This window comes from Brevundimonas sp. P2_A6, from assembly GCF_056404975.1.
Genome location: NZ_JBFUCZ010000001.1, coordinates 664,024 through 678,527, shown reverse-complemented (window position 1 = coordinate 678,527; position 14,504 = coordinate 664,024). Strand labels below are relative to the sequence as shown.

The window sequence follows — 14,504 nt, the reverse complement described above, 5'->3', positions numbered from 1 at the left end:
ATGCCTGTCGATAAGTCTATGAACGTTCTGGTTGTAGACGACTACAAGTCCATGATCCGTATCGTGCGCGGGCTGCTGAACCAGCTCGGCTTCTACAACGTGGACGAAGCGCTGGATGGGCCGACGGCGCTCGCCCTCATTCGCAGCAAGACCTACGGCCTGGTGCTGTCGGACTGGAACATGCAGCCGATGACGGGGCTGGAACTGCTGAAGGAAGTGCGGGCCGAGGACCGGACCAAGACCCTCCCGTTCGTCATGGTCACCGCCGAGGCCAAGGCCGAGAACGTGGTCGCGGCACGCCAGGCCGGCGTGAACAACTACGTCATCAAGCCTTTTACCCTGGCGGTGCTCAAGCAGAAGCTCACCACGGTGCTGGGGGACCTCTGAAATGGACGTCTCGGACGCCCTGGCGGAAATCGATGCGCTGAAGGCGACGCTGGACGACGTCTGCGATGCGATCATGACCCGCGCTGAAGAGGGCGTACGCATGACGACCGCGGAGCCTGTCGACAGGGAGACGCTGGCCGACGTCTTCTCGGAAATCATCGCGCTGTGCGGCTTTCAGGATCTTGCGGGGCAGCGCCTCACCCGGCTGGGACAGGGTTTGGCGGGCCAGGACGGCGACAGCCGCCCTGACGCTCATCTGCTCAACGGGCCGGCCAACGCCGATGGGCTGGATCAGGCAGCAGCGGATGCCTTGTTCGATGGCCTGTAGTTCGATCTCGGACTGCGGGAGCCAGCGGCGGTGAGCCTGCCCGGCACGCGAGTAGGCCTCAAGGGCGTCGAGCCTCTGATCGTCGATGACAACAATCAGTCGCTGGAAGTCGTGACCGCGATCCTGATGGGTTTCGGTATCAACAAGGCCACCAAATGCAATTCTGCGGCCGAGGCCCGGGGCGTTCTGGCCAACCGGGTTTTCGATGTGGTCATCGTCGATTGTGAAATGCCGGACGAAGACGGCTTCTCGCTGGTGCGCCACATCCGGTCTGATCCCAATAGCGGCAACTTCACGGTGCCGATCCTGATGATGAGCGCTGTCACGCCGCAGTCGAAGGTTGAGGCCGGCCGGGACAACGGCGCCAACTTCACCATCGCCAAGCCGGTGTCGCCCACCACCTTGCTGGAACGGATGCTCTGGATCGCCCAGAGCCAGCGCATGTTCATCTCCGACACGGGCTATACGGGACCGGATCGCAGGTTCCACACCGTGCCCCTGCAGGACGGCGTATCCGAGCGCCGCAATGCAGATTTGGAGCTGACGGCCAAACCGGAGCGCGCGCTGTCGCAAGACGAAATCGACGGACTATTCACATGACCGAGCGCCGCGCCCCGTCCGTGGCCTTCGTGCCTCGCAACCGTCTGTCCAAGATCCTGTCGGCCATGAACCGCAAGGCCTTCGCCGAGCATGTGGAGAATGCGGAACGCGAGGTCGACCGGATCGCGCCGATCCTGGGCGAAAGCATCAACGGCGATGTCCAATCGCTGATCCGCCTTTGCAGACAGGACGAGGCGACAATATTCGGACAGTGCAGCGAAATCGGATGGCTGGCCCTGCGCATCGTCGAGAGCGCGCGCCTGGCGCGCCGACCGGAACTTGCGGAAGCGGCCAAGGGCGTCTGGGAAATGATCGAGGCTTTGTCGGTGCGCGGCGTCTGGCACACCGATGCGCTGAGGCTGCACGTGGACGCCATGCAGGCCCTGACCTCCGGCGCGCCCATCGGGCCGGAGGGACTAGCCACCATCGAGCGCGAACTGCTGAAGATGCGGGAGGCGATCGGGGCGACGACGGCCTGACGCCGGCGACGATTCTGGCGGTCAGCGCAGTCTCAAAGCGTCAGTGGCGAACTGTTGGCCAGCCCGAACAGAACCCCCACCAGCTCCAGGCCAAGCCCGTTATCCTTCAGCAGGCTCTGGGTTTCGACGCTCGCTCGGACAGGCAGTGCAGCATTGGCCATGGACCAGCCGCAGAAAAGACGACGCGACACCCGCCAGGTCCCCAGTATGCGAATTCTGTCGTGGCGTGGATCAAGTGAGATGACCTGCATCAGGTCCTCCACCTTGGCCTTGGGGCCCTCCAGCACCTGAACGTACGTGCTTCCGCACAGGGTCAACGCACCGGTCACGCCTCGGACTGCATTGTTCCGCTGGGAGACGGTCAGGATGCGAGTCAGTTCATCGCCCCGATTGTCGGATACCAATGCATGGCTTCGGTAGATCAGGCGCTGATACGGCACATTTCACCCCGCTCGACTGTTTCTGCCCGGACGGGATACGTGGCGTCCGGATGCCGATTGCGACACTAGTTGCTCGAGTTTGGAGAGGTGTTAACTAGTTGTTTCTGCCTATATTTCGTGGGCACCTCTTCAGTCATGGGAGGCCTGCCGCCCAGTTGGAGAGGCGCAACTAGGTAGTTTCGGCGACATAAGGAATGATAATCATTCCTATTCATGCCGGCTTCAGCTTTACGCCCACTTGTCCTGATTTCAACGCGCGCGAGATCAGCCTGGATTGCAGGACGAAATTCGACGTCCGAATATTGAATCTAAGTAGATTTGCGTATGCAGATTTATCGGCGTAACGTCCCCCCTGACAGCAAGCTTGGCTGTTAGAAGAGCGCAGTCAGATGTGCCGAGAACCGCCGGGCAAGGCCTCGGGGTTCGACACGACCGCCGGATCGGGGAGGCGATCAGGATGGAAGCATCGTTCGCCAAAAGCATTCTGCACGACGCACCCATGGCCGTGGTCGCGATCGATCGCGACGGCATGATCCGGAGCGCCAACCTGACTGCGGAGACCTTCTTCGGGGGTCCCCTGACCGCGCCTTCCGCCGTGCCGATTTCCCGTCTGATCGACGGCCTGAAACTCTTCGGCGACGCCGACGGCGACGCTGTGGCCAACTTCAACATCCGCAGTCGCAGCGGTGGTGAAGGTGTCCACATGCAGGCACGACGGCTGGATGGGACGCCGGTCCCTGTCGATATCCAGGCCGCCCGTTTTGCCGCCGTGGGCGAGACCTTCGTTACCCTCTTCATCCAGGACGTGACGGCCGTCATGGCGGCCGAGGCGGCGGTGCAGGAACTCCGCGTTCAGATCACCCAGAACTGGCGCCTGAATTCCCTTGGCGAGATGGCGTCGATGCTGGCTCACGAACTCAACCAACCTCTGTCAGCCATAGCGAACCATCTTTACGGCGCGCGGCTGCTGGCTCTGCGCGACGATCCCGACCTTTTGGCGATCAGAACCTCCGTCGAGGCCGCCGAGGCCCAGGCGCAGCGCGCCGGCGACACGATCCGCAGGCTAAGGGCCTTGATGTCGCGTGATACGGGCTATCACAAACCAGAGTTCATCGCCGAAGTCATTGGCGAGATCATGCCGATCCTGAACATCAGCGCGCGCGAAGTCGATGCCGAGCTGATCCTTGAGGTCGATCCCAACCATCAATCGGAGTGCGACCGCGTCCAGCTGCAACAACTGGTCGTCAACCTGGTTCGCAATGCCGTTGAGGCACCCGCGTCCGACAGATCACGGCAAGTCCGCGTCATAGGCAAATGTCTCGGATACGGCGGCTATCGCATCACCGTCGAGGACAACGGTCCCGGGATAGCGCCCGAGATGATCGACCATCTGTTCACGCCGTTGGCCAGCACAAAGTCCGAAGGCATGGGTCTGGGTCTTTCGATCTGTCGCACGATCGTCGAGGCGCATGGCGGCAAGATCGAGACGGTGAACAGCGAAATGGGGGGTGCCGCGTTTACCTTCACCCTGAACGAGCCCAGCGCGAGCAAGCCGTGAGCCAGGGATCCGTCATAGTCATCGATGACGACGAGGCGGTGCTTGAATCGATGGTCTCGCTGCTGTCGATCGAAGGTTACCGCGTGACCGGGTTTTCAGCTGCGGAGGCTTTTCTGGCCGATGCACCCGAGATGTCTACGGACTGTGTGATCACGGATGTGAGGATGCCCCGCATCGATGGCTTGAGTTTGATCGAGCGCATGCGCGACCTGGGCATGAACGCCGTTCCGGTCATCGTGGTGAGTGGCCACGCCGATGTTCCGATCGCCGTCGCAGCGATGCAACTGGGTGCCACGACGGTCCTGGAGAAGCCCTTCTCGCCCGCGCGCCTGCTGGACGCCGTCGCCCAAGCGCTCAGACAGGCCGCCGTCGCACATTCACCCATCGTTGAACCGTCACCGGAAGATAAGGCGGTTCTTGAACGTTATCTGATGCTTACGCGACGTGAGCGAGAGGTTCTGGCGCATCTCTTGAGCGGTTCCAGCAGCAAGGTCACAGCCATTGCCTTGGGGATCAGTCCAAGAACCGTAGATGTCTTCCGGGCCAACATTCTCAGGAAGATGGACGCGTCCAACATTGCCGCTGTCGCCACCTTGACCGCCAGGGCCGGCGTTCGTCACGGCTGACATCGAGCCCGGGGGGTGCCGTCAGGTCTGCGTTCGGCAAGACCGGGCGAACAGTCCGATCACGAGATAGCAGACGACGGGCACGATCAGGGCCGTACGCAGGTTGGCGGCATCGACGACCAGTCCCGTCAGGGGCGGAATGACCGCTCCGCCGACGATGGCCATGCAGATCAGCCCGGACCCTTCGGCCGCCCGCTGGCCCAGACCGGCCGACGCAAGGGTGAAGATGGTGGGGAACATGACGGCGTTGACCAGGCCGATCGACAGCAGGGCGATGCCCGAAACCGGCCCCCTGGTGAAGGCGGAAAGGGCGATCAGGAAAACGGCACCCAGAGCGACGCTCGCGAGAACCTTCCATGGCGCGATGTGGCGCATGACGAAGGCTCCCACGAAGCGACCGATCAATGCCCCGCCCCAATAGAGAGCCAGGAGTTCTCCGGCCTGCCGGGCCGGCAGGGCCAGGGTATCGGCCTGCATCTGATAGTTGGTCATCAGGCTGGCGATGGCGACCTCCGCTCCGACATAGACGAAGATCCCCAATGTTCCGAAGGCAAAGCGGGGTCGCTGAAGCAGGTTGAAGGCGCTGAGAAAGCCGATGGTCGGCGCCGCTTCCTCTGGCAGGCGGTTGCGATTCAGCCAGACGACCAGGGCCACGAGCCCCAGCGCGCCTGCGATGCCGATATAGGCATGGGTGATCACCGCCGATTCCGCGGCCCGATAGGCGATCAATGCCGCTCCGCTCAGCTCGGCGGCGCTTACGCTGGCGAGAGAACCCAGGATCAGCGTCGCGCCCACATAGGGAAACACGGTCGTGCCGAGTGAGTTGAAGGCTTGGGCGAAGGTCAAACGGCTGGGAGCCGTGCGTGGCGCGCCGAGCATCGAGATCAGGGGATTGGCGACCACCTGAACCAGGGTGACCCCGGCGGCGAGAACGAACAGCGCACCGAGAAAAGCCGCGAACAGACCCGCGCTGGCGGCTGGAATGAACAGCAGGCAGCCCACCGTCATGATCAACAGGCCGACCACCGCGCCGCGCATGTAGCCGATCTTCTGCACCAGGGCGGCGGCCGGAAGCGAGACGATGAAATAGGCGGCGAAGAAGGCCGTCTGGATCAGCATTGCCTCGAAATAGTTCAGCTCGAACAACTCCTTGAGCTTGGGCACCAGGACATCGTTCAGGCTGGTGATCCCCCCGAAGATGAAGAAAAGCCCGAACACGAACCATTGCAGGTAGCCGACCTCACCGGTGGGTCCGGCTCCCCCGGATCCGTCGAGCGTAGGGGCGGCTGTGCTGGTGCTGGCGATCATCGTTTGAATCTGGTCTTTGATGAGGAAAGAGAGAGTGTCTGAGGTGACGGTCGCGAACGGCGTCTTGATCGTGGAGTGTCATGAAGGGCGAAAGGCGTTCGCCGAGACGGCTTCGCGCTGCACCTCGGCGGCGAGCTGGTCGAACACGCCTTTGACCGCTTGCGGATCGGAGAGTTCGACCAGGGGATCGGGCTGACGGGGCCGAAGTCCCAGCCCGTGCAGGACGTAATACCAGTTGGTGTCTCGGAACAGATCGCCCTGCCGGAACTGGCACCGGCCGCTGTCGCGATACAGATCGATCCGCGCCTGCAGGCTGTCTGGCAGGGCCTGGCCGGTCACATCCCGCCAGAACGGCGTGTCGCGCCGCTCGCTGAGCGCATAGTGGGCGATGATGAAATCGCGGATCGTTTCGTACTCTTCGATCAGCGCCTCGTTGTAGGCGGCGATGTTGGCGGTATGGAACGAGCGGTCCGGAAAATGGTCCAGCAGCTTGTAGAGGCCGCTGATGATCAGGTGGATGCTGGTGGACTCCAGCGGCTCCAGAAAGCCCGACGCCAGGCCCAGGGCCACGACATTTCCCTTCCAGAAGGCGCGCCGCCGCCCGGTCACGAAGCGCAGCTGTCGCGGCGGCGCGATAAAGTCGCCCCCCACCGATTGGATCAGCTCATCCAGCGCTGCCTGGTCCTCGATGTGTTGGCTGGAATAGACGTAGCCATTGCCGACGCGGTGCTGCAACGGAATGCGCCATCGCCAGCCCGCCCCGCGCGCCTGCGACAAGGTGTAGAGCTGGGCTTCGTCCGTCAGGGCGGTGGGGCCCGCGACCGCACGGTCGCAGGGCAGCCAGCGGGTCCAGTCCTCATAGCCCGCGGCCATGGCCCCCTCGATCAGAAGGCCCCGGAACCCGGAACAGTCGATGAAGAGATCGGCCGTCAGTCGATCGCCCTCGGCGAACACCAGCGTGTCGAGCAGACCTTCCCGGCTCCGCGTCGTCTCGACGACGGTTCGTTCCAGTCTGCGAACCCCGCGTGATTCCGCGACGGCCCTCAGCGTCCTTGCAACCAGGGCCGCGTCGAAATGCAGGGCATATCGCAACCCCGCGCGAGAGGGACCCGATCGAGGATCCGGCGGGACGAACCGACCGGTCTGCGCCAAGGCGGCGGCCAGGTTGAAGTCGACGACCCCCCGGCTCTCGCCGGCGGCCTGGGCCCGCTGGAGATGGTGGTGGAAGGGTCGCCGATCGATGGTGCACCCGAACGATCCAAACGGGTGCCAATAGCCCTCGCCGACTGTCTTCCAGTCCTCGAAGCGGATGCCCAGCTTGATGGTCGCCTGGGCGTCATGGATGAAGGCCTGGCGATCGATACCGACCATGTCGAGGAAATCGAGGATCGGCGGAATGGTCGCTTCGCCCACCCCGACGATGCCGATGTCGGCGGATTCGACGACCGTGATCGTCACGGACGAACCGCGCAGGGCGTGGTTCAGGGCGACGGCGGACATCCACCCCGCCGTCCCCCCGCCGACGATGGCGATCGATCGGATCGGCCCGGCGTCAGGTCCGCGCATGGTTGCTCTCCCTGACACTGGGGCTCGGACGATGGAACGGGTCCATCATCCGCCCCGACGGTTCAACGTCCCAGGGTGAAGCGAGCGCCGATCGAGATCCGGCGCTCACCGGTGGCGTAGCGGAACGGCAGATTTTCGAACTGGAGATACCGCCCGCTGGACTCCTCGGTCAGATTGATGCCTTCCACGACGATCTTGATGTCATCGGTGACGGCATATCCGATCTGACCGTCCAGCTGCCCGTAGGCGCGCTCCCAGATCGACAGATTGTGCGCGTCGGCCCCGGCCCCGAAGCCGAAGTTCCCCTGGTAGCTCTTGTCGCGCCAGGCGTAGGACAGCCGTGCCTCGAAGCCATGGCCCTCGTAATAGCCCTGAACGTTGAAGGCGTTCTTGGCCACGCCGGGGATCGGCAGGTTCGTCTCGAAATCCGAGAAGTTCGAGCTCTCGGAGTCCGAGTAGGTGTAGTTGGCGTTGAAGCCGAAGCCGTTGTCGAAGGCATACTGTGCGGCCAGCTCGACGCCCTTGATCGTGCCGCCGTCGCCGTTGACCGGCTGGCGGAAGGTTCCGACGGTCGAGCCCGCGACCGACCCGTCGTTCACGCGTCGCGAGACGGTGTCGGTCTGGATGAAGCTGTCGACGCTCTTGTAGAAGAAGGCCGCCGACAACAGACCCTGGCTGCCGAAATAGCGCTCGTAGGCCGCGTCGAACTGGGAGGCGCGATAGGGATCCAGATCGGTGTTGCCGCCCTCGCCGTTCGTATAGATGAACCGGTTCAGATCCGGTCCCGGCGTCGAGCTGCGGGTGAAGTTGAAGGCCGACCCCTGCCCCAGCTGGAACAGGTTCTGGCGGGACACGACGCGGGCCGCCGACAGACGCACCTTGTCGGTGTCGTTGACGTCCAGCACCGCACTCGCGCTCGGCAGGACGTCTGTGTATTCGCGCTGGGTGGTGACCGCGACCGGATTGGCCAGGACGCCGTTCCAGCTGTCCGTACCGAAATAGTAGGCCCCTGAGATCGGTGTCTGGCTGGAGTCGATGCCCAGCTCGGTCTTGATGACGCGCGCGCCGGCGTTCAGGTGGAAGCGATCGTCCTCCTGGCCCACGTCGAACATGACGTAGCCCGAGGTGGTCTTTTCCTGAACTTTGAACGACTCGACCGGGTCACGGAAGAAGGTGAACGGCGTCGTGGGATAGAGCGCGCTGATCCACGCCACCGGGTCGGACATCTGGCTGCGATTCTGGACCAGAGCGTTGATGCCGCCGATGGTCAGGGTCTCGAACCGACCGGGGTTCGAGGCGGCGGTCTGATAAGGGGTGATCAGGGCCGGACTGTCACCGAACCGGCCGTCCGGCGAACATACGGGTCGTCCTGGCGTTCCCACCGGAAGTTCGCATGACTTGAAGCCGATCGCGCCGTCCTGGAAGTAGCCGAACGGCGTCCAGTCCCCCAGACCCAGAGCGTGGGCATCCAGTTCCCCCTTGCCGGCATAGCTGGCCAGATAGCGGCCGTATTCGGAATCGACGGTCCGTTCCGCATAACGCGCCCCGAAACTGATCGTCAGGCTGTCGGCATAGTCCGGCGAATATTCGAAGTCGGTCCGAACAGAGGTGTTCTCGATTTCCGTGTTCTCTCCGAACACCCAGTGGGACTTGGCGAAGACCGAGCTCGGCGTCGTGAACTGCGCGGGGTTCGCCGGGGTGAAGGTCGGATTGTCACCGTTCCGGTAGCTGTAGGTGAAGGTCGCCGGGGCCGTCGCGTTCGGGGTCAGGCCGGCGGCCGTTCCGTTGCGCACCGTGTATTGTGTATAGCGGACATCGTTGTTGCCGCTGGTGCTTTCATAGTCACCCTTCGAATAGGCGGCGCGAGCGGTAGCCCTTAGCTGCCCGCCGTTGTCCCAGGTCGCCGCGACCTGGAAGTTATCGGTGTTCGCCTCCGCGTTCTGAACGAAGGAGATGGCCTCGGCCGAGTTGGCCGTGATGGTCCCCGACTCCAGCACATCGTTGTCGCCGATGGTCAGGTTGGACGCGGCGTAGGTGGCGTTCTCGTTGGCGAACGGGAACTTGATCGACGCCTCGCTGGTCAGGATGGAGAGATCCGAATGGAACCAGTCGGCCGTCAGGGTCAGGTCGTCATTGACCTGGAAGTCGGCGTTCAGCGAATAGCCGATGCGCTCGCGTTCCTGGTCACGGACCGTGGCGTAGCGATATTCAGGCGACCAGACATTGCGCGTGCCGCCGCCTGCGACGGGCCGCGCCAGATAGGCCCAGCCCCCCCGGTTCTCACCGCCCAGGGCCTCGGTGTAGATGTCGCTCCGATCGTACGACACGGTGCCGAGCAGAGCGAAGCGGTCGCCGAACCTGTGGCCCACCACCAGCGAGCCGGTCGGATTCCAGTTGCCGCTGTCGCCGTTCACCGTGCCACGCACGTCGCCCGCGATCAGGTTGTCGCCCCGAATGGAGCGAGCCCCGCGCGTCTGCAGATCGATGATGCCGCCCAGCCCCCCTTCGAGCAGCGAGGCGTCTGGCGACTTGTAGACATCGACGCCGCCGATCAGCTCTGACGGAATGCCTTCCAGCGAGCTGTCCTGACGGATGTTCCCCTCGCCGATGCGGAAGATCTCCAGCCCGGTGACGAAGATGTCGCCGTTCAGCAAGGTGACGTTCTGATCCAGGCCGCGAATGCGCACCTTGGTCCCCTGCCCGTTTTCGCGGTCGATCTGGATACCGGCCAGACGCTGAAGGGACTCGGCGATATTCTGGTCTGGAAACTTGCCGATGTCCTCGGCCGTGATCGACTCGATGATGAGGTTGGAATCGCGCTTGGCATTCAGCGCGTCGGCGAGCGAAGCCCGAAACCCAGTGACGATGATTTCGTCGACCGCGGTTTCTTCCTGAGGCACGGCATCCTGGGCAGAAGCCGGTGCAGCCGCAAGCATTACGCCGGCGGATGCCGCCGTCATCAGCAGCGCGCGAATGCTGTGGGTGTGATGTCTCATGGTGTCCCTCCCCTTACGGATCGCGCCATGCGGAATCAGCCTCGCAAGAGGATGAATCGCAGGTGGAGCCGCACAGCGCGCTTGGCGCTTCTTCCCAAGATTGATCCGGTCATTCGTTCGCCGGTGACCTTAAAAGGCCTCATAAAGACAGCGCTGTCAATCGCCTTCGCAGAAGTTTTGTGGCGGTGGTCAGCGGACACCCCGCACCATCCCGATCACACTTCCGCCCGTGAGAGCGAACAAGGCCGCGATGAGATAAAGCGCTGGAAAACCAGAGGTCTTTTCCATCTGGAAGATGGCCAGTCCCAGCGCGGGGGCCACGATCTGGGGCAGAATGTTTGCAAGATTGATCAGGCCGAGGTCCCGGCCCGCATGTTCAGGTCGAGGTAATATTTGCGCCACCAGCGCGATATCGACGGTGGCATAGAGGCCCAGCCCCGCCCCCATCAGCCCCTGACCGAGCAAAGGCCCCGGCCAGGCCGGAAAGACGGACATCGTGACCAGGCCTGCGGCGAGCAGACACCCACTCGCGACCACGAATACCCTGCGCCGCCCGACCCGGTCGGACCAGACCCCACCCACGACGCCGGCGCAGAGAGATGTCAGCGTCCATGCGGCCAGCAGCCATCCGAACACCGTGTCGCTCCCGGCGCCGAACCGCTCCACAAGCGGGCGGGACTGCTGGACGTAGAACAGGAGGTAGAGCCCGTTCAGGGCCACGGCGACCTGAACCAGCAGTCGCGACACAAAGGCAATCTGGAAATCTCGGGCGAACAGGGCTTCGATCGAAAACCGGACGGAGGTCCCTGTCTCGCGACGGGTCTCGCGAACACCCACCAACAAGGGCAGGACCAGCAAGGCCACGACCGCGCCTATTACGATCAGGCGCACCGTCATTCCGTGCAGCAGCATGGCGATGACGAAGGCGGTGAACAGAGTGGCGATCGGTTGGGCGGTTCCCAGCAGGGCGGAGGCCAGCCCCTTCTGACGATCCGGGACCAGATCGGGCAGCAGCGCCACAAGAGGGCCGAACATGGCGTTCAGGCCGATCTGAAACAGCACCACCCCCAGGATCAGTCCGCCGCCGGTCCGCGCACTGCCGATGACTCCGTAGGCGATGAGCGTCAAAACCAGACCGAGGGCGATCCACGCGCGCCGTCGTCCCAATCGGCTCTGGGTCGAATCGCTGGCCGTTCCGAAGGCCAGGTTGGCCAGACCGCCGGCCAGACCGCCCCACAGGGCCGCCTGACTGAGCAGAACGACCCGGTCCCCGGTCGCGATCTCGTCGGCCTTCAACGGCAGCAGAAAGTTCAACAGCGGGACGAACGCGACGAATATCGCGGTCTGCGCCAGGGTCAGCGCAAGGAGCGTGGACCGGGGTACGGATGCCCCCGGATTGATCGATGCATTCGACGGCTGGTTCGGCATGGGCAGGCGGATCCGGAAGCGCAACGATCACGCCGCATCGTCAGGGTCGCCGCCCCCGCGCGCAACCACCCCTCATCCGCCGACCGGGCACACCGCGATATTATCGTGCGAGGCCAGTTCGATCTCGGCAACCGACACCGTCATCCGGGTCGCCGACGACAGCGCGAAGGGCGTATCGACCGCGCCGACATCGGTCCCCGCCGCGCGGAAACAGGAAAGGCGGACACGGATCGTCTGCCAGGCACCGATGGGGGCATCCCTCAGTATTTCGCCGAGCTCCACCCGCCCCTGCCCGACCGACAATCCCACGGGACCGACCGGAGCCGCATCGACGCGATAGCGGAAGGAGAGCGTCAGCTCGCCGTTGCTCTGACGCGACAGATCGACAGGTGGCCCACTGATGGCGGCGATCGCCTCGCCCCCGCCCGCGAACGTCAGTTGGCGTCCGCTCTCCTGGGCCAGATCGTCGACAGGCAGAACCGTCAGCAGCCCCCTCGGGCTGGCTCCCGTCCGTCCGTCGCTGGATCGGGTCTCGCCGCCAGCGTCTCGCAGACCGAGGCTCCAGGGCGGCGCAATCCGTCCATCGACCAGATAGCGATCGATCGCCCCCCCCGGGGCCACGACTTTGCTGTCTTCCGACAGGACCGGCACCGACCCGCCGTGGGCATAGGTCAGTCCATAGCCATAGGGGAACTGGGGATCATAACCCGGCTCGCCCCGGTTCAGCGGTGCGCCGGCCGCATCCCTCGGCCAGCTGAATGACAGCTTGCCGACAAAATCGTTCCGGGGGTGGCCTTCGGCGTCGCCCAAGAGCACATCGGCGACGCCCCCGCCTTCGGTCCCAGGCAGCCAAGCCGCGACAAAGGCGTCCGACGCGTTGATCTCGGGATTGGTCCACAGCGGACGTCCGGACAGGAAGACCGACACGGTGGGAATGCCTGCGGCCTTCAGCCGTCTCAGTATCTGCAGCGGGCCGGTCGGCTGGAAATCGAGCGTTTCCAGATCGCCCTGGAATTCCGCATAGGGCGTTTCGCCGAAGACGACGACGGCGACGTCCGGGCGCGCCTGATAGGATCCGTCCGGGCTCAGCTCGGCTGAACCACCGGCTTCGGTGACGGCTGCCTCCAGCCCGGCCCAGATCGATTGGCCCGTGGGAAAGTCCGCATTGGTATTGCCGGTCCCCTGCCAGGTCAGGGTCCAGCCTCCAGCGGCCTGACCGATGTCATCGGCCGTGCCCGCGACCAGGACCCTGGCACCGGCCCGAATGGGCAGGACCGATCCTTCGTTTTTCAGCAGAACAAGCGATTTGCGCACCGCTTCACGCGCGAGGGCGCGGTGCCCTGGTGCGCCCAGAAGGGCCAGATTGCCTTCGACCGGCCGCGCGTCGCTAAACAGGCCGGCCTTGACCTTGACCCGCAGAATGCGGCGCACGGCCTCGTCCAGTCGGACCATAGGGATCTCGCCCGCGCGCGCTTGGATCAGGGTGTTCTCGTAAAGCGCCCTCCAGCTGTCGGGGGCCATCAGCATGTCGATGCCGGCATTGATGGCCAGGGGGCAACTTTCGTTCGAACAGCCCGGCAGCTGTCCATGGGCATTCCAGTCAGAGACGACGAAGCCCTGGAATCCCAGGGGCCCGCGCAGGACGTCGGTAAGAATGGTCTGGTTGCCCGATAGCTTCAGCCCGTTCCAACTGGAGAAGCTGGCCATCACGGACAGGACACCCGCGTCGATCGCCGCCGAGTAGCCGCCCAGGTGTATGTCGATCAAGTCCTGCTCGCTGCCCTGATAATCGCCTTGGTCGACCCCGGCGGCAGTGCCGCCGTCCGCCAGGAAATGCTTGGCCGCGCCCGCGATATGGCCGGGCATCAAAGGCTGGCCTGGCCGTAACTCCCCTTGGAGGCCAAGGGTCATCGGACCGGCATAGGCCCGTTGGACTTCGGGGTCCTCGGCATAGCCTTCGTAGCTGCGCCCCCAGCGATCGTCGCGTGGCACCGCCAGGGTCGGCCCGAAAGTCCAGTCGGCCCCCGTGACCGCCACTTCCAGCGCGGTGACCTCTCCGATGCGGCGGATCAGATCGGGGTCGCGCGCCGCGCCCAGCCCGATATTGTGGGGGAAGATCGTCGCCCCGACGATATTGTTGTGCCCGTGCACCGCGTCGATGCCGTAGATCAACGGCACATGGGCTCCGGGCCGAGCGGCGGCGGCGACGCGAAAGGCTCTGGCCAGATCGACCCAGGCCTGAGCTCCCGCCCGCTCGTTGCCCCCCGGCGACGAGTTGCCGCCCGCCAGGATCGACCCCAGCGGATATCGGGCCAGTTGGTCCGGCGTGATCGACGAAATATCGGCCTGGATCGTCTGGCCGACCTTTTCCTCGAGCGTCATTCGCGCCAACAAAGCGTCGATGAACGCTTCCGTCTGGGGATCGGTCAGCGCGGCGGGCGAGGCCGAATGAGGCCAGAGGTCAGGATGCGCACGGGCGGCCTCGGGGACTTGAGAGGCCTCCGAACCGGCGAAAACGCTCTGTGCTGAGGCGATGCCTGAATACAGGGCCGGGACGACGGTCATGAGGGCCAGTAAGGATGCGGCTCTGCGCATGAATCGTCCTCGCACGCGGTCTCTGGAAAGGTTCGCCGCGACCGTCAGGCCGCGGCGAAAGGTCGTTCAGGAGTTGCTTCAGGAGAAATGACCGAATGGTCGGTCGATCCGGGCGGGAATCGGCAGCTCAGCGCGCGAGGCGCAGATGAGGATTGGATTTGGCAATCTTCTCGACGACGTTTCCCGAGGCCCT

Annotated in this window: 12 protein-coding genes; 6 read left to right on the top strand and 6 right to left on the bottom strand. The window is 64.2% G+C overall.

The annotated features are described in order from the left end of the window. Window positions 1–18: 18 nt before the first annotated feature. The 4 genes from AC1DW4_RS03450 to AC1DW4_RS03435 are packed head-to-tail and all read left to right on the top strand — an operon-like array spanning window position 19 to window position 1,794. Window positions 19–387 (top strand): response regulator, encoded by a 369-nt coding sequence (locus AC1DW4_RS03450; RefSeq protein WP_477015833.1) that lies wholly within the window; start codon window positions 19–21, stop codon window positions 385–387. Window position 388: 1 nt separating this feature from the next. Continuing rightward, complete coding sequence (locus tag AC1DW4_RS03445) at window positions 389–715, top strand: hypothetical protein (protein WP_477015832.1); 327 nt, start codon at window positions 389–391, stop codon at window positions 713–715. A gap of 30 nt (window positions 716–745) precedes the next feature. Then, window positions 746–1,315, top strand: coding sequence for a response regulator (locus tag AC1DW4_RS03440; RefSeq protein WP_477015831.1), 570 nt, complete (start codon window positions 746–748; stop codon window positions 1,313–1,315). Next, window positions 1,312–1,794, top strand: a complete 483-nt coding sequence (locus tag AC1DW4_RS03435; protein ID WP_477015830.1) for a hypothetical protein — start codon at window positions 1,312–1,314, stop codon at window positions 1,792–1,794. Before AC1DW4_RS03440 ends, AC1DW4_RS03435 begins: the two co-directional genes overlap by 4 nt. A gap of 32 nt (window positions 1,795–1,826) precedes the next feature. Here AC1DW4_RS03435 and AC1DW4_RS03430 read toward each other — a convergent pair whose 3' ends face one another. Then, entirely contained in the window at window positions 1,827–2,234 is a 408-nt protein-coding gene (locus tag AC1DW4_RS03430; RefSeq protein WP_477015829.1) for a BLUF domain-containing protein, read from the bottom strand. A gap of 457 nt (window positions 2,235–2,691) precedes the next feature. Between AC1DW4_RS03430 and AC1DW4_RS03425 the strand changes: the two genes are divergently transcribed. Both AC1DW4_RS03425 and AC1DW4_RS03420 read left to right on the top strand, forming a co-directional pair. Next, a complete protein-coding gene (locus AC1DW4_RS03425; protein ID WP_477015828.1) occupies window positions 2,692–3,792 on the top strand; it encodes a two-component system sensor histidine kinase NtrB in 1,101 nt (366 codons plus the stop codon). Next, window positions 3,789–4,418 (top strand): response regulator transcription factor, encoded by a 630-nt coding sequence (locus AC1DW4_RS03420; protein ID WP_477015827.1) that lies wholly within the window; start codon window positions 3,789–3,791, stop codon window positions 4,416–4,418. Before AC1DW4_RS03425 ends, AC1DW4_RS03420 begins: the two co-directional genes overlap by 4 nt. A 21-nt stretch (window positions 4,419–4,439) precedes the next feature. On the opposite strand, the gene AC1DW4_RS03415 is transcribed toward AC1DW4_RS03420, so the two are convergent. The 5 genes from AC1DW4_RS03415 to AC1DW4_RS03395 all read right to left on the bottom strand — a co-directional run bounded on the left by AC1DW4_RS03415 (window position 4,440) and on the right by AC1DW4_RS03395 (window position 14,281). After that, complete coding sequence (locus tag AC1DW4_RS03415; protein WP_477015826.1) at window positions 4,440–5,726, bottom strand: sugar MFS transporter; 1,287 nt, start codon at window positions 5,724–5,726, stop codon at window positions 4,440–4,442. Window positions 5,727–5,804: 78 nt separating this feature from the next. Next, window positions 5,805–7,292, bottom strand: a complete 1,488-nt coding sequence (locus AC1DW4_RS03410) for a tryptophan halogenase family protein (protein WP_477015825.1) — start codon at window positions 7,290–7,292, stop codon at window positions 5,805–5,807. Between the two features lie 62 nt (window positions 7,293–7,354). Further along, window positions 7,355–10,288, bottom strand: a complete 2,934-nt coding sequence (locus AC1DW4_RS03405; protein WP_477015824.1) for a TonB-dependent receptor — start codon at window positions 10,286–10,288, stop codon at window positions 7,355–7,357. Between the two features lie 189 nt (window positions 10,289–10,477). Then, on the bottom strand, window positions 10,478–11,740 hold the full coding sequence (locus AC1DW4_RS03400) for an MFS transporter (protein WP_477015823.1): 1,263 nt from the start codon (window positions 11,738–11,740) through the stop codon (window positions 10,478–10,480). Window positions 11,741–11,788: 48 nt separating this feature from the next. Next, window positions 11,789–14,281: a glycoside hydrolase family 3 protein gene (locus AC1DW4_RS03395; RefSeq protein ID WP_477016207.1), complete on the bottom strand. Its 2,493-nt coding sequence runs from the start codon at window positions 14,279–14,281 to the stop codon at window positions 11,789–11,791. Window positions 14,282–14,504: the final 223 nt, after the last annotated feature.